The organism is Billgrantia antri, from assembly GCF_019430905.1.
GTDB classification, from domain to species: domain Bacteria; phylum Pseudomonadota; class Gammaproteobacteria; order Pseudomonadales; family Halomonadaceae; genus Halomonas; species Halomonas antri.
The window spans coordinates 111428-137545 of sequence record NZ_JAHYCA010000003.1 but is presented as its reverse complement, the minus strand read 5'-3'; the positions used below and the strand labels follow the sequence as shown (position 1 = coordinate 137545).

27 protein-coding genes are annotated in these 26118 nt (G+C 64.5%); 22 read left to right on the top strand and 5 right to left on the bottom strand.

Translation table 11 applies throughout. The features are described 5' to 3' along the window. Positions 1 to 44 precede the first annotated feature (44 nt). The 4 genes from KPL81_RS08715 to KPL81_RS08700 all read left to right on the top strand — a co-directional run bounded on the left by KPL81_RS08715 (position 45) and on the right by KPL81_RS08700 (position 4174). Positions 45 to 653 (top strand): LysE/ArgO family amino acid transporter, encoded by a 609-nt coding sequence (locus tag KPL81_RS08715; RefSeq protein ID WP_219791491.1) that lies wholly within the window; start codon positions 45 to 47, stop codon positions 651 to 653. Positions 654 to 933: 280 nt separating this feature from the next. After that, positions 934 to 2034, top strand: a complete 1101-nt coding sequence (gene hppD / locus KPL81_RS08710) for a 4-hydroxyphenylpyruvate dioxygenase (protein ID WP_209472292.1) — start codon at positions 934 to 936, stop codon at positions 2032 to 2034. Positions 2035 to 2196: 162 nt separating this feature from the next. Then, a complete protein-coding gene (locus KPL81_RS08705; RefSeq protein ID WP_219791490.1) occupies positions 2197 to 3657 on the top strand; it encodes a sodium-dependent transporter in 1461 nt (486 codons plus the stop codon). A gap of 139 nt (positions 3658 to 3796) precedes the next feature. After that, positions 3797 to 4174 carry a septal ring lytic transglycosylase RlpA family protein gene (locus tag KPL81_RS08700; RefSeq protein ID WP_240549147.1) on the top strand — a complete coding sequence of 126 codons (378 nt, stop codon included), beginning with the start codon at positions 3797 to 3799 and terminating at the stop codon, positions 4172 to 4174. 13 nt (positions 4175 to 4187) lie between these two features. On the opposite strand, the gene KPL81_RS08695 is transcribed toward KPL81_RS08700, so the two are convergent. From KPL81_RS08695 to KPL81_RS08680, 4 genes are read right to left on the bottom strand one after another with little or no spacing between them, the layout of a single operon-like run. Then, complete coding sequence (locus KPL81_RS08695; RefSeq protein ID WP_219791488.1) at positions 4188 to 5261, bottom strand: ABC transporter substrate-binding protein; 1074 nt, start codon at positions 5259 to 5261, stop codon at positions 4188 to 4190. After that, on the bottom strand, positions 5258 to 6631 hold the full coding sequence (locus KPL81_RS08690; RefSeq protein WP_219791487.1) for a sensor histidine kinase: 1374 nt from the start codon (positions 6629 to 6631) through the stop codon (positions 5258 to 5260). Before KPL81_RS08690 ends, KPL81_RS08695 begins: the two co-directional genes overlap by 4 nt. After that, positions 6628 to 7290 (bottom strand): response regulator transcription factor, encoded by a 663-nt coding sequence (locus tag KPL81_RS08685; protein ID WP_209472287.1) that lies wholly within the window; start codon positions 7288 to 7290, stop codon positions 6628 to 6630. The genes KPL81_RS08690 and KPL81_RS08685 overlap by 4 nt, the downstream gene beginning before the upstream one ends. Continuing rightward, positions 7287 to 7898, bottom strand: a complete 612-nt coding sequence (locus KPL81_RS08680; RefSeq protein WP_219791486.1) for an IclR family transcriptional regulator — start codon at positions 7896 to 7898, stop codon at positions 7287 to 7289. The genes KPL81_RS08685 and KPL81_RS08680 overlap by 4 nt, the downstream gene beginning before the upstream one ends. 189 nt (positions 7899 to 8087) lie before the next feature. On the opposite strand from KPL81_RS08680, the gene KPL81_RS08675 reads away from it, so the two are divergent. The 17 genes from KPL81_RS08675 (at position 8088) to KPL81_RS08595 (ending at position 24133) form a co-directional block, all read left to right on the top strand. Further along, positions 8088 to 9074, top strand: coding sequence for a Bug family tripartite tricarboxylate transporter substrate binding protein (locus tag KPL81_RS08675; protein ID WP_219791485.1), 987 nt, complete (start codon positions 8088 to 8090; stop codon positions 9072 to 9074). Next, positions 9074 to 9526 (top strand): tripartite tricarboxylate transporter TctB family protein, encoded by a 453-nt coding sequence (locus KPL81_RS08670; RefSeq protein WP_219791484.1) that lies wholly within the window; start codon positions 9074 to 9076, stop codon positions 9524 to 9526. Before KPL81_RS08675 ends, KPL81_RS08670 begins: the two co-directional genes overlap by 1 nt. Beyond that, a complete protein-coding gene (locus tag KPL81_RS08665) occupies positions 9526 to 11058 on the top strand; it encodes a tripartite tricarboxylate transporter permease (RefSeq protein ID WP_209472283.1) in 1533 nt (510 codons plus the stop codon). Before KPL81_RS08670 ends, KPL81_RS08665 begins: the two co-directional genes overlap by 1 nt. A gap of 386 nt (positions 11059 to 11444) precedes the next feature. Beyond that, entirely contained in the window at positions 11445 to 12770 is a 1326-nt protein-coding gene (gene urtA / locus KPL81_RS08660; protein WP_219792174.1) for an urea ABC transporter substrate-binding protein, read from the top strand. A 175-nt stretch (positions 12771 to 12945) separates the two neighbouring features. Next, positions 12946 to 14547, top strand: coding sequence for an urea ABC transporter permease subunit UrtB (gene urtB / locus KPL81_RS08655; RefSeq protein ID WP_240549146.1), 1602 nt, complete (start codon positions 12946 to 12948; stop codon positions 14545 to 14547). A gap of 3 nt (positions 14548 to 14550) precedes the next feature. After that, entirely contained in the window at positions 14551 to 15690 is a 1140-nt protein-coding gene (gene urtC / locus KPL81_RS08650) for an urea ABC transporter permease subunit UrtC (RefSeq protein WP_219791483.1), read from the top strand. After that, complete coding sequence (urtD, locus tag KPL81_RS08645) at positions 15687 to 16523, top strand: urea ABC transporter ATP-binding protein UrtD (RefSeq protein ID WP_219791482.1); 837 nt, start codon at positions 15687 to 15689, stop codon at positions 16521 to 16523. The genes urtC and urtD overlap by 4 nt, the downstream gene beginning before the upstream one ends. Beyond that, on the top strand, positions 16523 to 17221 hold the full coding sequence (urtE, locus tag KPL81_RS08640; protein ID WP_219791481.1) for an urea ABC transporter ATP-binding subunit UrtE: 699 nt from the start codon (positions 16523 to 16525) through the stop codon (positions 17219 to 17221). The genes urtD and urtE overlap by 1 nt, the downstream gene beginning before the upstream one ends. Before the next feature lie 270 nt (positions 17222 to 17491). Next, positions 17492 to 18385 carry an urease accessory protein UreD gene (locus KPL81_RS08635; protein ID WP_219791480.1) on the top strand — a complete coding sequence of 298 codons (894 nt, stop codon included), beginning with the start codon at positions 17492 to 17494 and terminating at the stop codon, positions 18383 to 18385. 18 nt (positions 18386 to 18403) lie between these two features. Then, positions 18404 to 18706, top strand: a complete 303-nt coding sequence (ureA, locus tag KPL81_RS08630) for an urease subunit gamma (protein ID WP_219791479.1) — start codon at positions 18404 to 18406, stop codon at positions 18704 to 18706. A gap of 172 nt (positions 18707 to 18878) precedes the next feature. Beyond that, positions 18879 to 19199, top strand: a complete 321-nt coding sequence (locus tag KPL81_RS08625; RefSeq protein ID WP_219791478.1) for an urease subunit beta — start codon at positions 18879 to 18881, stop codon at positions 19197 to 19199. Continuing rightward, the gene (gene ureC, locus KPL81_RS08620) at positions 19196 to 20917 is read left to right on the top strand and encodes an urease subunit alpha (protein ID WP_219791477.1); all 1722 of its coding nucleotides are present in this window, start codon (positions 19196 to 19198) and stop codon (positions 20915 to 20917) included. The genes KPL81_RS08625 and ureC overlap by 4 nt, the downstream gene beginning before the upstream one ends. A gap of 224 nt (positions 20918 to 21141) precedes the next feature. Beyond that, the gene (ureE, locus tag KPL81_RS08615) at positions 21142 to 21666 is read left to right on the top strand and encodes an urease accessory protein UreE (RefSeq protein ID WP_219791476.1); all 525 of its coding nucleotides are present in this window, start codon (positions 21142 to 21144) and stop codon (positions 21664 to 21666) included. Then, the gene (locus tag KPL81_RS08610) at positions 21656 to 22378 is read left to right on the top strand and encodes an urease accessory protein UreF (RefSeq protein ID WP_219791475.1); all 723 of its coding nucleotides are present in this window, start codon (positions 21656 to 21658) and stop codon (positions 22376 to 22378) included. The genes ureE and KPL81_RS08610 overlap by 11 nt, the downstream gene beginning before the upstream one ends. Before the next feature lie 115 nt (positions 22379 to 22493). Further along, positions 22494 to 23132 carry an urease accessory protein UreG gene (gene ureG / locus KPL81_RS08605; RefSeq protein WP_219791474.1) on the top strand — a complete coding sequence of 213 codons (639 nt, stop codon included), beginning with the start codon at positions 22494 to 22496 and terminating at the stop codon, positions 23130 to 23132. 40 nt (positions 23133 to 23172) lie between these two features. Beyond that, positions 23173 to 23775: a HupE/UreJ family protein gene (locus tag KPL81_RS08600; protein WP_219791473.1), complete on the top strand. Its 603-nt coding sequence runs from the start codon at positions 23173 to 23175 to the stop codon at positions 23773 to 23775. 139 nt (positions 23776 to 23914) lie between these two features. Then, the gene (locus tag KPL81_RS08595; RefSeq protein ID WP_209472272.1) at positions 23915 to 24133 is read left to right on the top strand and encodes a lipopolysaccharide assembly protein LapA domain-containing protein; all 219 of its coding nucleotides are present in this window, start codon (positions 23915 to 23917) and stop codon (positions 24131 to 24133) included. 8 nt (positions 24134 to 24141) lie between these two features. On the opposite strand, the gene KPL81_RS08590 is transcribed toward KPL81_RS08595, so the two are convergent. Next, a complete protein-coding gene (locus KPL81_RS08590) occupies positions 24142 to 25065 on the bottom strand; it encodes a YihY/virulence factor BrkB family protein (RefSeq protein ID WP_219791472.1) in 924 nt (307 codons plus the stop codon). Between the two features lie 335 nt (positions 25066 to 25400). Here KPL81_RS08590 and KPL81_RS08585 point away from each other — a divergent pair, with 335 nt between their 5' ends. Beyond that, on the top strand, positions 25401 to 26000 hold the full coding sequence (locus KPL81_RS08585) for a hypothetical protein (protein ID WP_219791471.1): 600 nt from the start codon (positions 25401 to 25403) through the stop codon (positions 25998 to 26000). The last annotated feature ends 118 nt before the right edge of the window (positions 26001 to 26118 follow it).

The window sequence follows — 26118 nt, the reverse complement described above, 5'->3', positions numbered from 1 at the left end:
AGCTTAGCCTTGGCAGCACTGACTTGGCCAGGGAGGAAGATGCGATGTGGTTGTCATGGCTGAACGGGCTGTTGATCTGTGCCGGACTGATCGTGGCCATCGGGGCGCAGAATGCCTTCGTGTTGCAGCAGAGTCTGCGGCGGCAGAACGCCTGGCTAGTGGCTGGGGTCTGTGCACTTTGCGACTGGCTGCTGGTGGGGCTGGGCGTGCTAGGACTCGGCGTGTTGATTGCTCAACAAGAAGCCCTGATGGAAGGCGCGCGTTGGGCAGGTGCTGCCTTCCTGGCCTGGCAGGCGTGGCTGGCGTTTCGTCGGGTCGTCGCCGGCCAGGCACTGGCGGCGGGAGGTGGCAGGGTGCAGTCGTGGCAGGCTGCCATGGCGGCGACGTTGGCGGTGACCCTGCTCAACCCCCAGGTCTATCTGGAAACGGTGGTGTTGCTCGGCGCCATCGGTGCGGTGCAGCCGAGCCCGCTGGGTTTCTTCATCGGTGCGGCGATGGCGTCGTTCGGCTGGTTCTTCGGCCTGGCGGCGGCGGCCGGCTGGCTGGCCCCACGTCTGGCCAATCCGCTGGTATGGCGGGCCATCGACCTGGCGATCGGCATCATTCTGGCATGGGTGGCATGGAGGTTGGCGAGTGGAGCGATGATGCCTTAATCAAGCCTCCCAGAGGGTTAGGGTGTAAGGAAATATTTACGCACTGTCACGATATCGCACCGCACGGAGTGCCACAGCGCCACGATCACCTCAGGTGTAAGGATCTTCTGACACATCGATGTGCAGTTATCCCCAGCCAGCGCTCTCAAAGACGCCGGCGGGGCGTTCCTCGGGGAGGGGGCGCGCACTAGTCTGGAGTCACCAGTCGGCACCTCGAGGCGTGCCGCATCCAACGCAGACTCTGCGCTTGCATAACAATGTCCACCCCCTGGAGGAAGCAATGAACGCACCCGCCAAGACCGTGTCACCGATCTCACAAGACAATCCGATCGGTACCAACGGCTTCGAGTTCGTCGAATACAGCGCACCCAGCGCCGAAGGCATCGAGGAACTGCGTGCGCTGTTCAACCGCATGGGTTTCACCGAGACCCGCAAGCACCGCTCCAAGCAGGTGTTCCTGTTCCAGCAGGAGAACGTCAACTTCGTGCTCAACGCCGAGCCGGACAGCCATGCCGCCGAGTTTGCCAAGGTTCACGGCCCCTGTGCCTGCGCCATGGCGTGGAAGGTGGCTGATGCCAAGCAGGCCTTCGAATACGCCCTGGCCCATGGTGCCGAGGCGGTGGAGAACCCGATCGGCCCCGGAGAGGTGGGCATTCCCGCCGTGCGTGGCATCGGCGGCTCGCTGCTCTATTTCGTCGACAACAAGGTCGACAGCGAGGGGCGCACCATCTACGACATCGACTTCGAGCCGATTCCCGGCCGTTCGCCCAACGACAACAGCGTGGGCCTGAAGGTGCTCGACCACCTGACCCATAACGTCGACCGCGGCCAGATGGACAAGTGGGCCGACTTCTATACCGAAATCGCCAACTTCCGCGAAAACCGCTACTTCGACATCAAGGGCAAGAAGACCGGCCTGCACTCCCGCGCCATGACCGCACCCTGCGGCAAGATGCACATTCCCATCAACGAGTCGGCCGATGATACCTCCCAGATCGCCGAGTTCCTTCGCGAATACAACGGCGAGGGCATCCAGCACCTGGCCATGGCCACCGACGACATCTATGCCACCGTGCGGGGGCTGCGCGCCAATGGCGTGACCTTCCTCACCACGCCGGATACCTACTACGAGAAAGTCGACTCGCGGGTGCCCAACCATGAAGAGAACGTCGAGGACCTGCGTGAGCTGAGCCTGCTGATCGACGGTGGTCCGGATGAGGGCGTGCTGCTGCAGATCTTCACCGAGACCGTGATCGGCCCGATCTTCTTCGAGATCATCCAGCGCAAGGGCAACGACGGCTTCGGCGAGGGCAATTTCAAGGCCTTGTTCGAATCCATCGAGGAGGATCAGATTCGTCGCGGGGTGCTCAAGGCGGATTGATCGGCAAGCGGCTCCCATCGCGTGGATGGGAGCCGCTTTCTCATACGACTCAGGATGAAATCCTGAGCACTCCAATTAGTACAAGAAAATGTCGTTGCAATCTCGGTGTTGCACCGGGCATATTGCTGCGTCAGTTCATAACAACGACTCCCTGGTGACGTGATGACGACCGAGCAACAACCCCGCGCCCAGTGGCTAGGCCGCTGGGGCTTCGTACTGGCGGCGACGGGTTCCGCCGTCGGCCTGGGAAATATCTGGAAGTTCCCCTACATGACCGGCGAGCATGGCGGCGGCGCCTTCGTGCTGGTCTATCTCGTGTGCATTCTGGCGGTGGGTGTGCCGGTCATGATGACCGAGATCGCCTTTGGCCGGCGCGGTCGGGGCAGCCCCATCGACGCGGTGCGCCGGGTGGTGACGGAGTCCGGCAGAAGCTCTGCCTGGTCATTGCTGGGCTGGATGGCGATGCTGTGCGGCTTCATGATCCTTTCGTTCTACGTGGTCGTGGCCGGCTGGTCGTTCTCCTACCTGTGGAAGATGCTGAGTGGCGGCCTGAATGGCTCGGGCGTCGACGACATGGCGGCGATCTTCGTCGCCAACAACGAGAACCCGTTCAACCTGGGCTTCTGGAGCACCCTGGTGACGCTCGTAACCATGCTGATCGTGGGCAAGGGCGTTCAGGCGGGCATCGAGAAGAGCGTCAGCTGGATGATGCCGGGCATGGTCATCATGCTGCTTATCCTGATCGGTTACGGCGCGTTCTCGGGCGGCTTCGGCGAGGCGTGGAGCTTCCTGTTCTCGTTCAACACCGGCAGTCTGTCCAGCGAGGGCATGCTGGCCGCCTTGGGCCATGCCTTCTTCACCCTGTCGCTGGCCTCGGGTGCCATCCTCACCTATGGCAGCTACCTGCCGGAGGGTGCTTCGATCGGGCGTACCACCTTCAGCGTCGCTATTGCCGATACGCTGGTGGCGCTGATGGCGGGCCTGGCGATCTTCCCCATCATCTTCGCCAACGGCATGAGTCCGGAAGGCGGCCCGGGGCTGCTGTTCATGAGCCTGCCGCTGGCGTTCCAGGCGATGCCGCTGGGCACGCTGTTCGGCGTGCTGTTCTTCGTCATGCTCTCGATGGCGGCGCTGACCTCGTCGATCTCCATGGTCGAGGCCACCGTCTCCTGGCTGGTTGACAACAAGGGTATCACCCGGCGCACCGCGGCCTGGGGTACCGGCATCGTGCTGTGGCTGGTGAGCACCCTGGCGATGTTGTCTTTCAACCTGGGCGCCGACTGGACCCTGGGCGGCCGTCACTTCTTCGACTGGCTGGACTATCTCACCTCGCGCTGGATGATGCCGCTCGGCGGCCTGGGCATGGTGCTGCTGGCCGGTTTCGTGCTCAAGAGCGAAACCTTTCGCGAAGAGCTGGGCCTGGCGCCGCACTGGCATGTGCTGTGGCTGTTCATGGTGCGCTACGTTAGCCCGCTGGGCATCATGGTGATCTTCGTCGATGCACTGGGTATCGCGCGCCTGCAGTTCGGTCTGCACTGGCCGTGGCTGCTCGCCGTGCTGGCGCTGATTACCTTGATCGGCGAGTTGCTTAGCCCCAGGCTAAGGCGCACCCTGGCTGGCTGAGCCATGGGCTTGCCCCGCCCGGGGCAAGCCGTTAATGTCGGGCCGGGTCCGTTAGGGACGTTTCATCGGGATTGATAGGATGCTCTCACCTACGGTTTTTGGTGCCGGCCCGATTGCGCCTCGCGTGCTGCGAGGTGCATTGGCGCTTCTGATACTGCTCTTTATATCCGGTTGTGCCGGTCGCGACGGCCGAGAGGTCGTCGAGCGAGCCTCGGCGCCATCCGGCTGGCATGGCGAGCGGGGGCAGGCCTCGTTCTATGCCGACCGCTATCATGGCCGGCGCACCGCCAGTGGCGAAACCCACGACCGCAACGCGCTGACGGCGGCGCACCGCAGCCTGCCATTCGGCACCCGCGTCCGGGTGACGCGGTTGGACAACGGCCGCGAGACGGTGGTGCGTATCAACGATCGCGGGCCCTTCGTGCGCGGTCGGGTCATCGATCTTTCGCGACGTGCGGCCGCAGAACTCGACATGCTGGGGCAGGGCGTGGCGGAGGTGCAACTTTCGCCTGAGTGAAGTGCTCTGGAATTCAGCGTAGCGCCGGCACTTCGCGCTGGAATTCGCGACGCCAGCGGGCCAGCAGGGCCTCGCGCTTGAGCCGGTCCAAGGTGGCGAGCAGGCCGGGACCGATCGCTATCGGGCGCAGGGCGTCGCCGACTTCGTCGCGCAGGGCGCCGGCGGTGCCTGGACCGGACAGGGCGGGATGCATGGCCCCCAGGTGGGTCTGCTCGGCAATCACGCGCTGGCCGGCTTCGCTGAGCAGGTAGTCCATGAACAGGGCGGCCGATTCGGGATGCGGCGCCAGTCGTGGAATGAAGGCCAGGCGCTGGGTAACCAGCGCATAGTCATCGGGCACCACCATGACCAGCTGCGGGTGATTGGCCACCGCGTCGCGCACGTAGCTGCCGAGCAGGTTGTAGCCTAGCAGGTAGCGTCCCTCTTCTAGCCCGCTGAGCATCTCGCCGGTAGTGCCGGTGAGTACCGTGCGGGCGCGTCCCAAGGACGAAACCAGGTCCCAGTAACGCGGCGAGAGTCGCGACTCCTCGATGGCATAGGTATAGCCCGCGCCGCTACGTACCGGATCGTAGGTAACGATGCGGCCGGCCAAGGCGTCGGCGTGGTCGCTCAGCAGCTCGAGCAGGTCGCCATGGCTGCGCACCTCGCCGAAGCGTTCGATCAGGTCGCGATGCACCACCATCACGATCGGCTCGAAGGTGAAGGCAAACAGCTCGCCGCGCCACTGTGCCCATGCCGGCCAGCGTCGGGCCACGTCGCTTTCGAGCGGCTGGGCATGGCCGTCGTTGGCGAGATGGTACTGCCAGGGCATGGCCGAAGAGAGCACCACGTCGGCGGCATCCGGTGCGTCCAGGAAGTGCTGGTGCAGCTCCAGGGTCGTCAAGTTGCGGTAGGTCAGCTCGATGTTCGGATGGTGACGATGGAATGCCTCAAGCAAGGGGCGCGCGTGAGGCAGGTCCAGGGCGGCGTGGATGATCAACGGCTGGGCTGGTTCGGCCTCCGGGTCGGCAGGGTAGTGCAGGGTCTCCTCGGCCGTGGCGGCCAGGCTCCACAGGCCAAGGAGCAGCCAGAGCAGTGGGCGGGTCATGGGCTCTCCTCGCCGAAGCGCAAGCGTACGATGAGCCCCTGCCCGTCCGTGCCCTGGGTCAGCTCGAGCCGTGCGCCGTGGGCGCGGGCAATGCTGTCGACGATGGCCAGGCCGAGTCCGGATCCTTCACCGCCTTCCTCGCCACGGTGGAAGGGACGCAGCACCAGCAAGCGGCGCGATTCGGGGATGCCCGGGCCGTCGTCCTCGACTTCCAGAAAGGGTGGCCGGGCATGGGTGCGCAACGTGATACGCCGGCCACCGTAGCGACAAGCATTGTCGATCAGGTTGTTCAGCGCCTCCTGCAGTTGCCAGTCGATGCCCTGGATCCGGACGGGCCGTGAGGCACACTCCACGCCGAGGTCGATGCCTTGACGATGGCAGCCGGCCCAATGGTCGCGCACCGCCTGGCGGGCGAGGTCGTTGAGATCCAGCGGCGTCAGTTCGGGGCGGTACTCGGGATTGTCGAGACGCGTCAGCGACAACAGCTGCATGGCCAGCCGCGCGGTGCGGGCGCTGGTTGCCTGCATGGCGCTCAGGGCATCGCGCCAGCGGGCGGGGTCGTCGTGGCGCAGGGCCAGTTCGGCGCGGGCCGAGAGCCCTGCCAGCGGGGTGCGCAGCTGGTGCGAGGCGTCGCCGATGAAGCGTTCCTGGTTGGCGCGTACCCGGCGCATACGCGCCAGCAATTCGTTCAGGGTTTCGCGAAGCTCGGCCAGCTCGCGGGGCAGCGGCAGGTCGAGGGGAGCCAGGGTGCGCGGGTCACGGGCACGAATGGCGCGCCTCAGTCGCGTCAACGGTCGCAGTGCCGAGCGGATCGCCACCAGCAAGACCACCACGGCGACCAGAGCCATGGCGAGGATGTAGGCGAGATTGGCACGCAGCAGCTCGTGGGTCAGCGCGTCGCGACCCTCGCGACTGTGTGCCACGCGGATCTCGAAGCGCTCCCTGAGGCGCCAGTCCTCCAGGCGGGAACGGCGCACGCCCTGGCGGAGCGTCATGCCTTGCCATTCGACGTTGCGATAGAGCAGGGTGTCGCCGCTCTCGCTGTCGCCTCTCTCGTCGCCGGGCAGCTCGGCATTGCCGGTGATAAAGCGTCCATCCCGATCCACCAGGCTGTAGAAGACGCGCTCCTCGGCGTCGGTGGCGAGCATATCCAGGGCTGCCGGAGGCAGGTCGAGCCACAGCCGGTCGTCCTGCCACTGGACCTGTTCGGCGATCGCCAGGCTGGCGGCCTCGAGCAATCGGTCGAAGGCGCGGTCGGCGGTATGGCGCGCGTCCACCCACGCCTGGAATACCATCAGGCCGCCCAGTGCCAGCAGCGGCAGCAGTAGCCAGGCCAGCAGCCTGCGGTAGAGGCTGTCGCCGCGCTTCACGTTGCCTCCAGCAGGTAGCCGAGCCCGCGTACCGTGCGCAGGGCGACGTCGCTGCCGTCCAGCCGCTTGCGCAGCCGATGCACGTAGACCTCGATGGCATTGTCGCCCATGGGTTCGCCCTGGAAGGCTTCGTCGGCGAGGCGTGCCTTGTCGACGGGTTCGCCGGCGTGACGCATCAGGCAGCCGAGCAGTCGCTGCTCGCGGGGCGGCAGGGCCAGTGCCTCGCCGGCGAGGGTAAAGCGCTGTGCCAGACCGTCGAAATGCAGCGCCCCGACACGCAGCTCCTGTCCCCTGGCCCGCCGTCTCAGCAGCGCACGCACGCGGGCCTCGAGTTCTTCCAGCGAGAAGGGCTTGGCCAGGTAGTCGTCGGCGCCCAGGTCGAGCCCCCGCACGCGATCCTCCACCGCGCCTCGGGCAGTGAGTATCAGAACCGGCGTGTCGCGGTCGAGGCGCCGCAACGTCTCGAGCACATCGAGGCCGCTGGCGCCGGGCAGGTTGAGGTCGAGCAGGACCAGGGCGTGGCCGTGCTGCGGGTTCTCCAGGTGTCGGCGGGCAGCGTCACCGTCGGCCAGATGCGTCACCACGTAACCCTCCAGGGCGAGGGCGTCCTGGAGGGTCTCGGCCAGCAGGCGGTCATCCTCGACGAGCAGCAGGTTCATGTCATGGCCTCCGTCTCTCCCTCGTTACCCACGGTCGTCAATTCGTTCAGCGCCGCTTTCAGTGCGGCCTCGCTACGTGCGTCGAGACGGCTCGTCGGGCCGGAGAGAGTCAGCCAGCGCTTGGGTTCGCCGGGCGCGCTGGGCAGGGCGTGCAGCAGCATGTCGCCGCCAGGCAGTTCGGGGCGAGGGTCGTCGCCTGCGACCAGCGGCCACTGACTTCCTGGCCGCAGTTCGTGGCGCAGGGCGGCATCGGGCAGGGCGACCAGTCGGCATTCGACGTGGTGTCCATGATTCTCGAGCAGGGCGGCGGTCTCACCGGTCTTGGCGGCCAGTCGGTCCAGCAGTGGCTGTATGCGTGCGGTCAGGTGTCGGCTGGGGGGATGGCGACGTGCCAGGCGAAGCGGTGCGCTGCCCAGGCTCCAGCGCCCATCATGGCTGCGCTGCACGTAATCGAAACGAGCCAGGGAACCCAGCAATCGCAGCAGGGTGCTCTTGTAATAGCCCGTCGCCTGGGCGAGTTCAGCCAGGGTGAAGGCTTCCTGATCGGCATCGAACGCTTCCAGCACGGTCAGTGCGCGCTCGACGGCCTCGACGCGATCCTGGGCCATGCCATGGTCTCCTGAGTCTGGAGGCATTGAACTTTGGTCGCAATTGCGACCCGATGCATTGACGCTGCCTTTCGGCACGCCTAATTTCTATCCTGAAGAACGTTGTTCTGCCTTACAGAATTGTAAGGTAGCCGATGAAAGACCGCAAGTCACATTTCACAACACGCCAAGACCGGAGGGACAACAACAATGTCCACGAAAACGCCACTCAAACTCATCGCCATTGCCGCTTTCACACTGAGCGCGGGCAGCGCCATGGCTTTCGAGCCGCAGGGTAAGGTGGAATGTCTCGCCCCGGCCGACCCGGGCGGCGGCTGGGATTTCACCTGCCGCAGCGTGGGCAACGTACTGGAAGAGCTGAACCTGGTACCGCGCAGCGTGCAGACCGTGAACATGGCGGGTGCCGGCGGCGGTGTGGCTTTCGCCCATACCGTGTCCAAGCGCGCCGGTGACGAACAACTGCTGGTCGCGGCTTCCACCGCCACCACCACTCGCCTGGCCCAAGGCCAGTTTCCGGGCATGACCGCCGACATGGTCAATTGGATCGGAGCGCTGGGTGCCGACTATGGCGTGATCGCCGTGGCCGCCGACTCCGACTATGACGACCTGCCCGAGCTGATGGAGGCGCTCAAGGAAGACCCGCGTAGCGTCAAGTTTGCCGGCGGCAGCGCCAAGGGCGGCTGGGACCACCTCAAGGTATTGATCGCGGCGGATGCGGCCGGTGTCGACGAGTTGCCGCGCATTCCCTATCTCTCCTACAACAACGGTGGCGAGGCCATGACCCAGGTCGTCGGCGGGCATGTGGATGCGTTCACCGGCGACATCAGCGAGGCGCAGGGCTTCATGGAATCCGGCGACCTGCGCGTGCTAGCAGTGCTGTCAGACGAGCGTCTGCCCGGAGATTTCTCCGACATTCCCACCGCCAAGGAGCAGGGTATCGAGGCCGTCGGGCCAAACTGGCGTGGCTTCTACATGCCGGCCGACATCTCCGACGAGGCCAAGCAGTACTGGGTCGATGCCATGGATACCATCTATGCGAGCCAGGAGTGGCAGGACATCATGACCAACAACGGTCTGATGCCGTTCCATATGAGCGCCGGTGAGTTCGAGACATTCGTCAAGAACCAGATTGACGACATCGAGACGCTTTCCAAGGACATCGGGTTGATTCAGTAATGGCATTTAACGACCGTATTTTCGGTATTCTGCTGATCGTCCTGGCCGTCGCGTACGGCTGGGGCGCCAGCCAGTTTCCCGAACCGTTCGGTGGGTCCGAGTCGATCGGGCCCGATACCTTTCCTACATTGTTGGCCGTGGTGCTGGGGCTTTCGAGCCTCTACCTGATCGTGCGACCCGACCCGGATAACGCCTGGCCCTGGAGCCGTACCGGCATCGAGCTGATCGTCGCCGTGATCGTGCTAGTGCTCTATGCCATGCTGCTCGAGCCACTGGGCTTCATCATCAGCACCACGCTGGCTGTCGGTACCCTGTGCTGGCGCATGGGCGCCGCGCCACTGCGTGCCTATCTGGTCGGAGCGGTAGCGGGCGTGGTGGTCTTCCTGCTGTTCAGCTTCGCTCTTGATCTCGCGCTGCCGCTGGGCCTGCTCTCGTTTCTGGAGGTGAGCTGATGGAAACCCTTGGCTTTCTGATCGATGGCTTCGGGGTGGCGCTCGCCCCGCACAACCTGATGTTCGCCCTGCTGGGCGCCTTTCTCGGTACCCTGATCGGTGCGCTGCCTGGCCTGGGACCGGCCAATGGCGTGGCCATACTGATACCGCTGGCCTTCTCTCTGGGACTGGCCCCGGAAACCGCGTTGATCATGCTTACGGCGGTCTACGCCGGGGCCATGTACGGCGGGCGCATCTCGTCGATTCTGCTCAATATTCCCGGCGACGAGCCGGCCATGATGACCTGTCTCGACGGCTACCCCATGGCCCAGCAGGGCAAGGCCGCCGAGGCGCTGGCGATCTCCGCTATCGCCTCCTTCATTGGCAGTCTGGTTGCCACCGTGGGCCTGATTCTGCTCGCGCCGGTGCTGGCGCGCTTCGCCCTGACCTTCGGGCCCGCCGAGTACTTCGCGTTGTTCCTGCTGGCCTTTGCCACGCTGGGCGGCATCACCGGCAAGAACCCCGTCAAGACGGTGGTGGCGGCCTGCCTCGGGCTGATGGTGGCCACCGTGGGTATCGACAGTACCGGCGTGCAGCGCTATACCTTCGGCACCCTGGAGCTTTACGAGGGCATCGACTTCATCATCGCCATCGTCGGGTTGTTCGCCATTTCCGAGCTGCTTTTCTTCATCGAGGAGCGAGCCGGCGGCGGCAAGGCAAAGATGGTCGTCAATAAGCTCAAGCTCTCCTGGGCCGACATTCGCAACATCCTGCCGTCGAGCCTGCGAGGCGGCGTCCTCGGCTTCATTGCGGGTGTGCTGCCCGGTGCCGGGGCCTCGCTGGGCAGCTTCATCGGCTATACGCTGGAGAAAAAGGCAGTGGGCAAGAAAGGCTACTTCGGCGAGGGCGACCCGCGCGGTGTGGCCGGCCCCGAGGCTGGCAATAACGGTGCCTCGAGCGGTGCCCTGGTGCCCATGCTGACGCTGGGCGTGCCGGGAAGCGGCACTACCGCGGTGCTGCTGGCGCTGCTGATCTCGCTCAATATCACCCCCGGGCCGTTGATGTTCACTCAGAACGCCGACATCGTCTGGGGCGTGATCGCGGCACTTCTGATCGGCAACTTCCTGCTGCTGATACTCAACATCCCGCTGGTGGGCATCTTCGTCAAGCTGTTGTCGGTGCCGCCGATGTTCCTGCTGCCATGCGTGACGATGATCGCCTTCGTGGGTATCTACTCGATCAGCAATACCACTTTCGACCTCTACTTCATGGTGGCCTTCGGGGTTGCCGGCTATGTACTGCGCAAGTTGGATATTCCGCTGGTGCCGATCATCCTCGGCCTGCTGCTGGGACCGGAGATGGAGAAGAACCTCAGTCACGCCATGGGCATTTCCGACGGCGACTGGAGCATCCTGTGGGGAAGCGGCCTGGCCATCGGGCTGTGGGTGTTCGCCGGCCTGGGCCTGATCCTGCCCTATATCGTCGGGCCCATCCTGCGTCGCCGCATGAAGGTGACGACCGCCGCTGCGGCTGGCAATCCGGAGGGCGATTGAGACCTAGGTGTCGTCCCGGGAAGAGATGACCGGGCCAGTATCCAACCGTCACCAGGGGCGCCGAGCGATCGGCGCCCCTGTTTGCGTTCAGGGAGGCGGCATGCACTGGCTTGGTGCCTGCGAGCGGTGCAGGCGTTCCTTAGCAGCGCAACCTCGTTTCTTTCCATGCACGGCTACGGTGCGCCAGGCGGATGACCGCACGAGCAAGCCAAGCGTAATCGATTGTAGGAAAAGCATTCTTCGGATTATGTCGCACGATGGCGCAAGCGTTGCATGGGCAGGAAGCCTAGTGCTGCACGGCCACTACCGGTCGTGCATGAACTTAACAACAAGTCCCTCCCGCAGGAGGGCGCAAGGAGGTTCGAGTGAACGCTTCCCGTCGCATCATGCCTTATCCACTTCGTTCCACCGCCGCAGCGCTGCTGTCGGTTGCCACCCTTGGCTTCGCCAGCCACGCCGTGGCCCAGCAAGAGCCCATCAAGGTGGGGATCCTGCACTCGCTGTCCGGCACCATGGCGATCAGCGAATCGACCCTCAAGGACACCGTCGAGATGCTGATCGCGCAGCAGAACGAGCAGGGCGGTCTGCTGGGACGTCAGCTCGAGGCGGTGGTGGTCGACCCGGCCTCCAACTGGCCGCTGTTCGCAGAGCGTGCCCGTGAGCTGCTCGAGCAGCATGAGGTGGACGTGGTCTTCGGCAACTGGACCTCGGTGTCGCGCAAGGCCGTGCTGCCGGTATTCGAGGAGCTCAATGGCCTGCTGTTCTATCCGGTGCAGTACGAGGGCGAGGAGTCATCCGAGAACGTCTTCTACACCGGCGCGGCGCCCAACCAACAGGCCATACCGGCGGTGGAGTATCTGCTCAACGAAGTGGGCGTGGAACGCTTCGCACTCCTCGGCACCGATTACGTCTACCCACGCACGACCAATCGTATCCTCGAAGCCTTCCTCAAGGAGGAGCACGGCATCGCCGACGAGGACATCATGATCAACTACACGCCATTCGGTCACTCCGACTGGCAGAACATCGTCGCCGAGGTGCGCCGCTTCGGCAGCGAGGGCAAGAAGACCGCGGTGATATCGACTATCAACGGTGATGCCAACGTGCCGTTCTATCGCGAGCTGGCCAACCAGGGCATCGATGCCGCAGACATTCCGGTCATTGCCTTTTCGGTGGGAGAGCAGGAACTCTCCGGCATCGATACCGGCCCGCTGGTCGGTCACCTGGCGGCATGGAACTACTTCATGAGCGTGGATAGCGATGCCAACTACGACTTCATCGACGCCTGGATCGACTACACCGGCGATGAGGAAGCGGTAACCAACGACCCCATGGAAGCGCACTACATCGGCTTCAACATGTGGGCCGAGGCGGTGCGCAAGGCCGGCACCACCGAGGTCGATGCGGTCAAGGACGCCATCATCGGCGTGACCGTGCCCAATCTGACCGGCGGCTATGCGGCGATGATGCCCAACCATCACATCACCAAGCCGGTGCTGATCGGCGAGGTGCAGGACAACGGCCAGTTCGACATCGTCTGGCAGACCCCCTCCACCGTGGCAGGCGATGCCTGGTCCGACTACCTGCCCGGCTCGCGTGACCTGATCTCCGACTGGCGCAAGCCCATGGAGTGCGGCAACTTCAACGTGGCCAGCGGCAGCTGCGGCGGAAGCACCGCCGCCGAAGAGGCCGAGGCGGCACTTGCCGAGTAAGAACTGCATAGCCCCCGCTGCCATGCAGCGGGGGAGCGCGCCTTCTCTACCGATCCCGAGGAATTCCCTAATGCGATATCCCCCCATGCCCGGGCCAGCGGCGGTCGGGGCGAGGGCCGGCAGCGCTGCCGAAGACAGCGAGCCCATGCACGCTGCAACGAGGGGCTCGTGGCTGATGGTTCTCGTTCTGGCCCTCGCATTCGTGCTTGGCCTTACATTGACCGCTCCCGTCTCCGCGCAGGAGGCTGAAGCGGCCGACGATACAGCGGCACAGGCGCTTCTCGAGGCGCTGGACGTGTCGTCGTTTTCCGCCAAGGGCGAAGCCATCGAGGCCATCGTGCGCAGCGACGACCCCCGCGCACGGGATTGGCTCCAAGCCTTGCTCGATGGCCGCCTGCAGCGCACCGACGACGGTCGCTTCGTGGTCGCGCTCGACAACTCGGGCCGCCAGTGGCCGGTCGAGGACGCACTGACCGGCGAGGCGTTGGGCGAGATGTCGCGCCGTGACCTGGAGCGAATAGGCATCAACAACGCGCTGCGCAACCAGCTGCGCAGTGCCATCGCAGTGGTCGATCTCTATGCTGCCGATGTCGGGTTGCGTCGCGCTTCGGCCGAGCGCCTGCTGGGCGAGGTCGATGGCGACCTGGCCGGCCCCCTGGCCAAGGTGATCGAGGAGGAGCCGGATGCCAGGGTGCAAGAGCGGTTGATCCAGGCGCTGGCCATTTACCGCCTGGAGCAGGGCGAGTTCGCGGCGATAGACGATCTGCGCGGTAGCCTGCACCCCCGGGTGCGGGTCGCTTTCAATCGCGTACTCAACAGTGACGATCCTGCCTTGGTCGATGGCGCCCGCGAGGCGTTGAACAGCATCGAGCAGATGCTCAAGGTCAACCGCGCGGTCGAGACCCTCTACTTCGGCCTGTCGCTGGGCTCGGTGCTGGTACTCGCCGCCATTGGCCTGGCGATCACCTTCGGCGTGATGGGCGTGATCAACATGGCGCATGGCGAGCTGATCATGCTCGGCGCCTACACCACCTGGGCCATGCAGCAACTGCTGCCGGGCCAGCCGGGGCTGGCGTTGATCCTGGCGATTCCCGCCGGCTTCCTGGTCGCGGCGCTGGCGGGTATCGCTATCGAGCGCGGCGTCATCCAGTTCCTCAAGGGACGGCCGCTGGAGACGCTCTTGGCGACCTTCGGTATCAGCCTGATCCTGCAGCAGCTGGTGCGTACCGTGATTTCGCCGCTCAACCGCACCGTCATCACGCCTGAGTGGATGAGCGGCTCCATCGCCATCAACGATGCTCTCTCTCTCACGCTCAACCGCATGGTGGTGCTTGGCTTCGCCCTGGTGGTGTTCGCCGCACTGGTGCTGATCATGCGCCGCACCCGGCTTGGGCTGGAGGTGCGGGCGGTGACCCAGAACCGCGCCATGGCGCGTTCGATGGGCATTCGCGCCACGCGGGTCGACATCCTGACCTTCGCCCTGGGCTCCGGCGTGGCGGGGCTGGCCGGCGTGGCGCTGTCCCAGCTCACCAACGTGGGGCCCAACCTAGGCCAGAACTATATCATCGACTCCTTCATGGTGGTGGTGTTCGGCGGCGTGGGCAACCTGTGGGGCACCCTGGTAGCGGGGCTGTCGCTTGGCGTCATCAACCAGGTGCTGGAACCCTGGGCCGGGGCCGTAATGGCCAAGATCATCGTGCTGGTGTTCATCATCCTGTTCATTCAAAAGCGCCCCCGTGGACTCTTCCCGCAGAAGGGCCGGGCGGCGGAGGGCTGATCCATGCAATCGAGATCGTGGCTGATGCGGCCGTTCGGCGAGCGCTCGACGCTGATCTTCCTTGCTGTGCTGCTGGCAGCGATGGCGCTGGTGACGCTGATGCACCTGGCCGTGCCACCGGGGCACTCGCTTCATGTCAGTGCTTATACCGTTAACTTGTTCGGCAAGTACCTGAGCTACGCCCTACTGGCGGTGGCGGTGGACCTGGTGTGGGGCTATCTCGGTATTCTCAGCCTGGGCCATGGCGCCTTCTTCGCCATGGGCGGCTATGCCATGGGCATGTACCTGATGCGCCAGATCGGCGACCGCGGCGTCTACGGCCACCCGGTGCTGCCCGACTTCATGGTGTTCCTCAACTGGGACAGCCTGCCCTGGTACTGGCATGGCTTCGACATGGCCGGATTTGCCTTCCTGATGGTGCTGTTGGCGCCGGGAGCGCTGGCGCTGATATTCGGCTTCCTGGCGTTTCGCTCGCGGGTCACCGGGGTCTATCTGTCGATTATCACCCAGGCGCTGACCTTCGCCCTGATGCTGGCCTTCTTCCGCAACGAGATGGGCTTCGGCGGCAACAACGGGCTGACCGATTTCCGTGAGATTCTCGGTTTCAACCTGCGCAGCAGCGAGACTCGCCTGGGGCTGTTCCTGGCCAGTGGCGTGGCGCTGGCAGTGGGCTACTTGCTTTGCCGGGCGATCGTCACCAGCAAGCTGGGCCGGGTGTGCGTGGCGACCCGCGATGCCGAGGCACGCACGCGCTTCCTCGGCTACCGGGTCGAGCGCTTCCAACTGTTCGTGTTCGTGGTCTCGGCCATGCTGGCGGGCCTGGCCGGGGCGCTCTATGTGCCCCAGGTGGGGATCATCAACCCCAGCGAGTTCTCGCCGCTGTTTTCCATCGAGATCGTACTGTGGGTGGCGCTGGGCGGTCGGGCGACCCTCTACGGTGCGGTGATCGGGGCGATTCTGGTCAACTACGCCAAGACGGTGTTTACCGGCGTGATGCCGGATGCCTGGCTGTTTGCCCTGGGCGGACTTTTCGTGCTGGTCACGGTGTTCCTGCCGCGTGGTGTAGCGGGGTTGCTGTCGCTGCGGCTGCGCCGCCGTCGTGACGCTGACGCTTCGTTTTCCGCCAAGGAGGCTTCGGCATGAGCATTTTGCGTTCCCTGGCCAGCCGTGATCGGGTGTTCGATTTCCTGGTCCCCGTCGAGTCGCCGGTCGACGTGCGACACGGGCCGATCCTCTACCTGGAGGACGTGACGGTCAGCTTCGACGGCTTCAAGGCGATCAACGACCTCAACCTGACCATCGACGACGGCGAGCTGCGCTGCATCATCGGGCCTAACGGCGCCGGCAAGACCACCATGATGGACATCATCACCGGCAAGACCCGGCCCGACAGCGGCAAGGTGTGGTTCGGTAGCCGCCACGACCTGCTGGCCATGAACGAGCCGCAGATCGCCAGCCTCGGCATCGGGCGCAAGTTCCAGAAACCCACTGTGTTCGAGGCGCTGACGGTATTCGAGAACCTGGAGCTGGCAATGGCCGCCGACAAGCGCATCCTGCCCACGCTCACTGCGCGCATGAACGGCGAGATTCGCGACCGCATCGACGAGGTTCTCAAGACCATCGGTTTGGCCGAGCTGCGTGTGCGTCAGGCGGGCATCCTATCCCACGGCCAGAAGCAGTGGCTGGAGATCGGCATGCTCCTGATGCAGCGGCCGCGCCTGTTGCTGGTGGACGAGCCGGTGGCGGGCATGACCGAGCAGGAGATGGAACGCACCGCCGAGCTGCTGACCGGTCTCGCAGGAAAACAATCCGTTGTCGTTGTCGAGCATGACATGGGCTTTGTGCGCTCCATCGCGCGCAAGGTGACGGTACTGCATCAGGGCAGTGTGCTGGCGGAGGGTAGCATGGACCAGGTATCGAGCGACCCGCGGGTGGTCGAGGTCTACCTGGGTGCCGAAGCCGAGGAGGAGGTCTGATGCTCGAGATCGACAAGCTCAATCAGTTCTATGGCGAGTCCCATACCCTGTGGGATCTCGACCTGACCGTGCCGGCGGGCCTGTGCACCTGCGTGATGGGGCGCAACGGGGTGGGCAAGACCACCCTGATGAAGGCCGTCATGGGTGAGGTGCCGGTGGCCTCCGGCAGCATCCGCTATGCCGACGATGTCGAGCTGACCCGACGGCGGGTGGAGGATCGTTCGCGGCTGGGGATCGGCTACGTGCCCCAGGGGCGGCAGATCTTTCCGCTGCTCACCGTGGAGGAGAACCTGCGCACCGGTCTGGCGGCTCGCGGCGATGGCCGGCGCACCGTTCCGGAGCGCATCTTCGAACTCTTCCCGGTGCTCGAAGAAATGAGGCACCGCCGCGGTGGCGATCTCTCGGGCGGCCAGCAACAGCAACTGGCCATCGGCCGGGCGCTGGTGATCGAGCCTCGGCTGCTGATCCTCGACGAGCCGGGGGAGGGGATCCAGCCCAATATCGTCACCCTGATCGGCGAGGTGATTCGCAAGCTGATCGCCGAGGATGGCCTGACCGTACTGCTGGTGGAGCAGAAGCTACCCTTCGCCCGCAAATATGCCGATCGCTTCGCGATCATGGACCGCGGCCGACCGGTGGCCAAGGGCGCGATCGCTGAGCTGTCCGATGCCCTGATCAAGGAGCACTTGACGGTCTAGCCGTTTTGCCAAGCTGGGAATTTTTCCTGCACCGTTCTGGGCCATGGCCAAAGGGGTCGTCAGGCGCTCTTGCGCACAAACTGTGCGCCGCGCTGGCTTGTGTGCGCCAATCTGGTGCGAAGCTGACCTTTGCAGTTGTGGCTGTATACAAAATAACTCGATGAATTGTATTCATTTTTTCTACATTTCACCGTTCTGGTACAGCGGTTGCCATGAATAGGGCAAAGCCTCGACGAAGAGGCCGAACCCTGTTGCAAAAGGCCGATGCCGATGACGGCTCGTTTCGACGCCAAGACACTGCTGCCGCCCAGCGCCTCCGGTCACCGCTTCGATGCCGGCCGACGCTGGGTGGCGTCGCTGGAACTCGGCTTCGACAGCCGCCAGGACACCACCCGCCTGGTGCGGGCTCGTCACCAGGGCCCGTTGCGGGTGCAGCGGCCTTTCTATCCCGAGGGCCGCGAGGGCTCGTGTCATGTTTACCTGCTGCATCCGCCCGGCGGGCTGGTAAGTGGCGATGTGTTGCACGTCTCGGTTCGGGTCGAGTCGGGTGCCCGCGCATTGGTGACGACCCCTGCGGCCAACAAGCTCTATCGTGCCGACAGTCATGGCGTGGCCTGGTCCCAGCGTACAGAGCTGCAGGTGGCGCCGGGTGGAGTGCTCGAGTGGCTGCCCCAGGAGACCATCGCCTTCGATGGCTCGTGCGGTGAGCAGCACACGACCATCGAATTGGCCGACGATGCGCGTTGCCTGGGCTGGGAGGTGCTGGCGCTGGGCCGACCGGCGAGCCGGCTGCCCTACGTGTCGGGCCGAATCGAGCAGCGCTTTCGTCTGTTGCGAGATGGCAAGCCGCTGTGGCTGGAGCGTCAGCCGCTCGATCCGGCTCACCCGCGCTTCAAGGGACGCTGGGGGCAGGGTGGTGCCAGCGTGCAGGCCACGTTATGGGCCGTAGGTCTTGCCGACGAGTCTGGTGCCGTCGAGGTGCTGCGTAACGCAATCACGGCGAGCCCGCGCTGGGCGGTCACCGTGCGCCATGGCGTGCTGCTGCTGCGCTATCTGGGGCATGAGCGTAACGAGGCCTGGGATCTTTGCCAGCAGGTCTGGGCCCGTCTCAGGCAGCTGATGATCGATTCTCCTTCCCATCCCCCACGTATCTGGTTCACCTGACGATTCCAGGAGATTCGCATGGAACTGACCCCGAGAGACAAGGACAAGCTGCTGCTGTTCTCGGCCGCCCAACTGGCCGAGCGGCGACGGGCTCGCGGCCTCAAGCTCAACTATCCGGAGGCGGTGGCGCTGATCAGCTTCGAGATCATGGAAGGCGCGCGCGACGGTCGCAGCGTGGCCGAGCTGATGAGCTACGGCCGCGAGATCCTCGGCCGCGACGACGTGATGGAAGGGGTGGCCGAAATGGTGCACGAGGTGCAGGTGGAAGCCACCTTCCCCGACGGCACCAAGCTCGTCACCGTCCACACACCCATCCTCTAAAACTGGCTGCACTCGGCCATGCTGTGTTGGCTTCACGACAAAAAGTGCTCATTTACTAAAGTAAACTCCGCTTTTTTGTCGCTCGCCGCCTTGCCTGGCCTTCGTTCGCTCAGTTTTAGCTGTCGACGGTTCTAGCTGCTCAATGGCAGCCACAACGTAGAGGGAAGGTCCAATGATTCCCGGTGAGTATCAGTTGAAGGACGGCGAGATCGAGCTCTGCGCCGGGCGCGAGCGAATCATGGTCGTGGTGGCTAATACCGGCGACCGGCCGATCCAGGTCGGCTCTCATTACCACTTCGCCGAAACCAACCCGGCGCTGGCCTTCGACCGTGCCAAGGCGCGTGGTTTTCGCCTGGACGTTGCCGCGGGCACGGCGATTCGCTTCGAGCCGGGCCAGACCCGGGAGGTCACGCTTATTCCTTTTGCCGGCACGCGCCATATCTATGGTTTTCGCGGCGATGTGATGGGCAAGCTGGATGGAGGTGACGCATGAGCTCTGATTCTCCCAATCGCATCAGCCGGCAGGCCTATGCCGACATGTACGGCCCCACCGTGGGCGACCGGGTACGCCTGGGCGACACCGAGCTGTGGATCCAGGTCGAGCGCGACGCGACCCACTACGGCGACGAGGTGAAGTTCGGCGGCGGCAAGGTAATCCGCGACGGCATGGGACAGAGCCAGCGCTGTGACGATGCGGTGATGGACACCGTTATCACCAATGCACTGATCCTCGACTGGTGGGGCATCGTCAAGGCAGACGTGGGCATCCAGGCAGGGTGCATCGCGGCCATCGGCAAGGCGGGCAATCCCGATACCCAGCCCGACGTCGAGATCGTCATCGGCCCCGGCACCGAGGTGATCGCCGGTGAGGGCAAGATCCTCACCGCAGGCGGTATCGACGCCCACATCCACTTCATCTGTCCCCAGCAGGTGGAAGAGGCCTTGATGAGCGGTATTACCACCATGCTCGGCGGCGGCACCGGGCCGGCCACTGGCAGCAACGCCACCACCTGCACGCCGGGCGCCTGGCACATCGGCAGGATGCTGCAGGCGGTGGACGAGCTGCCGATGAACATCGGCCTACTCGGCAAGGGCAACGCCAGCCTGCCCGGGGCTCTGGAAGCGCAGCTCGAGGCCGGCGCCATGGGGCTCAAGCTGCACGAGGACTGGGGCACCACCCCGGCTTCGATCGATAACTGCCTGAGCGTGGCCGAGCGCTACGATGTACAGATCGCCATTCACACCGATACCCTCAACGAGTCGGGCTTCGTCGAGGATACCCTGGCGGCGTTCAAGGAGCGCGGCATCCACACCTATCACACCGAGGGCGCCGGTGGCGGTCATGCGCCGGACATCCTGATTGCCTGCTCCAAGCCCTACGTGCTGCCGTCGTCGACCAACCCGACCCGGCCCTACACGGTGAACACCATCGACGAGCATCTCGACATGTTGATGGTGTGTCACCACCTCGATCCCAACATTCCCGAAGACGTGGCCTTTGCTGATTCGCGCATTCGCCGCGAGACCATCGCCGCCGAGGACATCCTGCAGGACCTGGGTGTGATCTCGATGATCGCCTCGGACTCCCAGGCCATGGGGCGGGTCGGGGAGGTGGTGTGTCGTACCTGGCAGACCGCCCATAAGATGAAGGTGCAGCGCGGCCTGTTGCCTGAGGACGAGGCAATCGGCGCCGACAACTTCCGCGCCCGGCGTTACATCGCCAAGTACACCATCAACCCGGCGATCACCCACGGTATCGCCCATGAGGTGGGCTCCATCGAGGTCGGCAAGCTGGCTGACCTGGTGCTGTGGAGCCCGGCCTTCTTCGGCGTCAAGCCGGCGCTGATCCTCAAGGCAGGGATGATCGCGGCGGCGCCCATGGGCGACCCCAACGCCTCGATTCCCACCCCGCAGCCGGTGCACTACCGCCCCATGTTCGGCGCCTTCGGCCGTGCGGTGAGTCAGTCACGGCTGACATTCGTCAGCCAGGCGTCGCTGGACGGCGGCATCAAGGAGCGGCTGGGCCTGCAAAGCCCGCTGGCGGCATGCAGGAACGTACGCGGTGTGCGCAAGAGCGACATGAAGCTCAACGATGCCTGCCCCGAGCTCAGCGTCGATCCGCAGACCTACGAGGTGCGCTGCAACGGCGAGCTGCTGACCTGCGAGCCGGCCACCGAGCTGCCGTTGGCGCAGCGCTATCACCTGTTTTAAAACCATGACGATATCGCCCAGCCAGCTTGTCATCGCGAAACCTCGCGTGACCGCTGACCCCTCGGGCGAAGCGACGCGGTCGATCTTCATGGATGAAGATCGAGGAAAGCCGGCACAGGGATGTGCCGTCTTTCCGACCGCAGGAGTCCGCCCGAGGGGGCAGGGTTTCGGTCACGTGGCGTTGAGCGAGGGCGAGGCTGGCGGCCAGCGAAGAGGCAATAGCAATGCTAAAACTGACCGAACGTCTAGGACCCATCGCGGCCAGCCAGGAAGCGGACACCCTGACGCTGCCCTATGAGCTGCGCATTCGTGGCCGGCTCAAGGCGCTGAGCGACGCCGGTCGTGAGCTGGGCCTGTTCCTCGATCGCGGTCCGGTGCTGCGCGACGGCGAGGGCCTGCGCGCCGAGAGTGGCGAGACCGTGCGCATCCGGGCTGCTGCCGAGCCGGTGGTGACCGCCAGGCTCGCGGCGGGCCTGCCGCTGGCGCGGCTTGCCTATCATCTGGGCAATCGCCACGTGCAGCTGGCGTTGGGCGAGGACGAGCAAGGAGGGTACGTACGCTTCCCGCCGGACCACGTACTGGAAGAGCTGGCCGAGCTGCTGGGAGCGAACCTGGAAAGGCACGAAGCTCCTTTCGATCCCGAGCCCGGCGCCTACAACCAGATCGGCCATTCTCACGCTCACGGTCACGACCACGACCACGTCCACGACCACAGCCACCATCAACATGGACACCGCCATGCCCATTGAGGGGGCGCCCAAGGCGGTATTGCCACAGGGCGATGACCTGGCTTTGCTGGGACTGATGCAACTGGTCAGCCCGGCGCTGCCGATCGGCGCCTTCGCCTTTTCGCAGGGGCTCGAGAGCGCCTTCGAGCTGGGCTGGGTGGATGACGAAGCGAGCCTGGGCGAATGGCTTGCCGGTGTGCTCGATGACGGCCTGACGCGCTGTGAGCTGCCGGTTCTGGCGCGTTTGCAGCAGGCCTGGGCGAGGGGAGACGGCGAGGCGATAGACCAGTGGGACCGTTGGCTCGCCGCCAACCGTGAAACCGCCGAGCTGGCGGCGGAGGACTCGCGGCTGGGGGCGTCGCTGGCACGGCTGCTTGGCAGCCTGGAGCTGTTGCCCTCCAATTTTTCCGCTGAGGCTACCGCGCTGCCGGAGCGGGCGGGTTACGTGACCGTATTCGCCTGGGCCGCCCAAGTGCGTGGGGTGGCGCCGCGCCAGGCCATGCTCGGCTTCGCCTGGGCCTGGCTCGAGAACCAGCTCGCCGTGGCCTGCAAGGCACTGCCGCTGGGGCATACCGCGGCCCAGCGACTGGTCGAACGGCTGCGTCCGGCGCTGGTGGCAGCGGTGGATGAAGCACTCGAACTGAATGACGACGAACTCGGCCCGGCGCTGCCTGGGCTGGCATTGGCCAGTGCACTGCACGAAACGCAGTACTCGCGGCTTTTTCGGAGTTGATTGCGATGAACCGTGGCGTCAGGTGAATGAATACATGACGCAGCAGGGACATGGTGAGCCGGCGTGTTCCCATGTCCAGGCATGCTGCATTCAAGAATGAACGAGGAGTAACGACATGACACATTGCCTACGCGTCGGTGTCGGCGGCCCGGTTGGCTCCGGCAAGACGGCCCTGCTCAAGCAGCTGTGCCTGGCGCTGCGCGACCACTATGACATCGCCGTGGTCACCAACGATATCTACACCCGCGAGGATGCCGATTTCCTGCTGCGCCACGAGGCGCTGCCGGCCGACCGTATTCTCGGCGTGGAGACCGGCGGTTGCCCGCACACGGCGATTCGCGAGGATGCCTCGATGAACCTCGCTGCCATCGACGAGCTGCAGGGGCGCCATCCGGGCCTCGAACTGGTGCTGGTGGAGTCCGGCGGCGACAACCTCTCGGCCACCTTCAGCCCCGAGCTCTCCGACCTGACCCTCTACGTGATCGACGTCTCCGCCGGCGACAAGATCCCGCGCAAGGGCGGGCCCGGCATCACCAAGTCGGATCTGCTGATCATCAACAAGATCGACATCGCCGAGCAGGTTCACGCCTCGCTGGAGGTGATGGAGCGCGACTCGAAGACAATGCGCGGCGAGCGCCCGTTCGTCTTCACCAATCTCTACGACGGCGTGGGTCTCGAGGAGATCATCCGCTTCATTCTCGACCGCGGCATGCTGCCTGAGCGCCGACCCCAGACCCAGCCTGCCAACGCTTGAGCTCAAACCCGTTTTCCTCATCGGCAAGGAGATCGCCACCATGAAGAACCGTCCTTCTACCGCTGCGCGCCTGGCACTGGCCGGCGCCCCCCTCATGCTGCTGGTCGCGGGCCTGGCCGTTGGCCACCCGGGCCATGACCATACCCATGGCAGCGGCTTTGCCGCCGGTCTGGCCCACCCGTTGCTGGGATTCGATCATTTGCTGGCGATGCTGGCAGTGGGGCTTTGGAGCCTGCGCCAGGGTCGTGCCTTCAGCCTTGTCGCGCCACTGCTCGCCGCGGGCGGCATGCTACTGGGGGCTGGCCTGGCCTGGGGCGGCTTCGCGCTTCCGGGGGTGGAATTCGGCATCGCCCTGTCGGTACTGCTGGCCGGCGTATTGGTCGCCGCACTGGTCAAGCTGCCCTCTGCCATTGGCGCCGGCGTGGTGGTGCTGTTCATGCTCTTCCACGGCCATGCCCATGGCAGCGAGATGCCACATGGCGCCTCGATGCTGGCGTACCTGGCTGGTTTCACCTTGGCGACACTTGCCATCGCCTATGCGGGTCGTGCGACGGGGGCGTTGCTGATGGCTCGTGAGAATCGCTTCCTGCGGGCGCTGGGCGCTCTGATAGCCGCTGCTGGTGCACTGTTCGCTTTCGGCTGATTGCGAACCGCCAATGCTCCCTCCTGCATGCCCGGCGTTAGCCGGGCGTATCGTCCTGGCAGCCACCGCTAGTTGGCTCAAGTTGACAGGCAACCTTCCACTGCCCAGCTTGAATAAGCAACACGATAAAGGAGTGCGCATGGATACGCTCATGCTGGCGGTCAAGATCATCATCACGCTACTGGTCGCGATTCTCTTCGTGCAAAACATCGCCTTGGTCGAGGTGCGTTTCTTGACCTGGAGTGCCCGCATGCCGTTGGCGTTGCTACTGCTCGTCATCTACGTGCTTGGCATGGTCAGCGGCAAGGCGCTGTTTCAGTTGTTGAGCCGACTGCGCAGGCGTCGCCCCCATCATTGAGATTGTATCTAATCCACATGGGTCACAGCCTGCCGCCGCGGATCGACATACCACGGCAGGCCGCGGCGGGCATTGTACTCGAGCTCGGCGATGATCTGGGCGCCAAGCAGCACGATGACGGCACCCGCCTCGAGCGTGAGTAGTATCACGATCAGCGTGGCCAGCGAGCCATAGACCACGTTGACCAGCGAGACGTTGAGAAAATAGAACATCAGCAGGAAACGGATCCCTTCCCACAGCAGGGCAGCGACGAAGCCGCCAACCAGAGCCCTCTTCAAGGCTATCTTCACGACGGGCAGGACCTTGTAGATGGCGCTGAACAGCAGGAAGACTCCGAGGAAGCTGAAAAGGTTGAGTAGCGGCTCGGAGAGGCCGGAAAAGGGCATGTCGCGGCCAAGTACCAACCGCCACAAGGTGCCGATTGCCTCGGCCAGGGATACCATCAAGGTGAGAGCCAGCAACCCCGCCCCCAGCACCAGCATGAACAGGTAGGGCAGCAGCACCGATACCCAGATCCGGCGTTTGGGGTGCGCTTCCGGCGTGTGGAAGATGATCGCTAGTGCATCCTCCAGCATGCGAAAGACGAAGGAACTGAAGATCAACAGCGTCAGGATGCCGAACAGGCCGATCACGTCACGCGACTCCAGCAGGGCGCGCACTGCCTCCATCAATGCCTCGGCATGGGCGGGTGCGAGGTGAGCTACCTGAACGCTCAGCACTTCCAGCAACACGACTTCATCGACGATCTGGGTCAGCAGTACGGCGAGTAGAGCAAACAGCGGTACGATGGAGAGCAGGATGTTGTAGCCGACGCCACCAGCCAACAAGATACCTCGGTTGCGCAGGAAAGCGCACAGGACTCGCCACAGGAAAGCCGCAGTATGCGGGAACAGCGTGACCATGTCCCGCTGCACCCTGTGATCTCGAGACATGGCGAGGTTCCCTCCGTGTACCGGTTGGCGTCCTGCTGGTTAAGGTATTCGGGCTGGCCGATAGCGACAAGTCTATAGGTTCACTGGATGCCTGGCACACGTCCGCTACACTGGAGCTGACGGTACCCGCTGACTGCCGTGTCCCTTCTGAAACGAACAGCAAGGAGAGCTGTATGCGCAATATCATCTATATCATTGGTTTGATCGTGGTGGTGCTTTTCATCTTGTCGATGCTGGGATTGCGCTAGGCCCAATGCCCACTGTTGGGCGACATTGTGAAGCCTCATCCCATTTGAGGCCTAGCCTTGCAGCATGACCCCGGGGAAAAGCAAGCGATGGGCAATCGACGCGGTTGGCTACGCTGGCTGGGGGCGGGGTTGAGCATGCTGCTGCTGGCCGGCTGCTTCGCTCGTGTCATGCCGCCCGAGCCCCATTCGCTTACCCGTCCTGTCGATGTCTATTTGCTCGATCACGGTCGCCACTCCAGCCTGGTTCTGCCGCGCGAGGAGGGTGGTGTGGTCCGCTACAGCTACGGAGAATGGCGTTGGTACGTCGAAGGGCATCGCCACTTTTCGGCCGGGATCGCAGCCATGCTGTGGCCCACCGCGTCAGGTTTGGGGCGTGGCGAATATCCACGGATAGAATCGCCCGATCAGTTTCATCGACTGGCACCGGAGGGACTGGACGAAGTCTACCCTCTGCGGGCCGAGGCCAGGCGAGTCCTGAGTCTGCGGCGGCGTCTCGATCGGCACTTCGAGCGAGCCGGCGTCGAGCCCGTGTCGAGTGAAGAGTTCGGACTCGAGTTCGTGCCCTATCCGCGCCGCTATTCCGCCGTTCATCAGTCGAATCTGGTCGTAGCACGCTGGCTGCGTGCACTGGACATGGAGGTGCTGGGCTCATCCTGGTGGTCCCGTTGGCGGCTCGAGACGCCCTGAACAGGAACGGGCTCGGTTGATGCAGTGTGCGGGGCCGAGCCCCGCTCAGCCGCTTCCTTTCGCCTCGGGGGATCGCTATGTATGCTGAGGAGGGAGCGGAGGTCAGCACTTCTATACG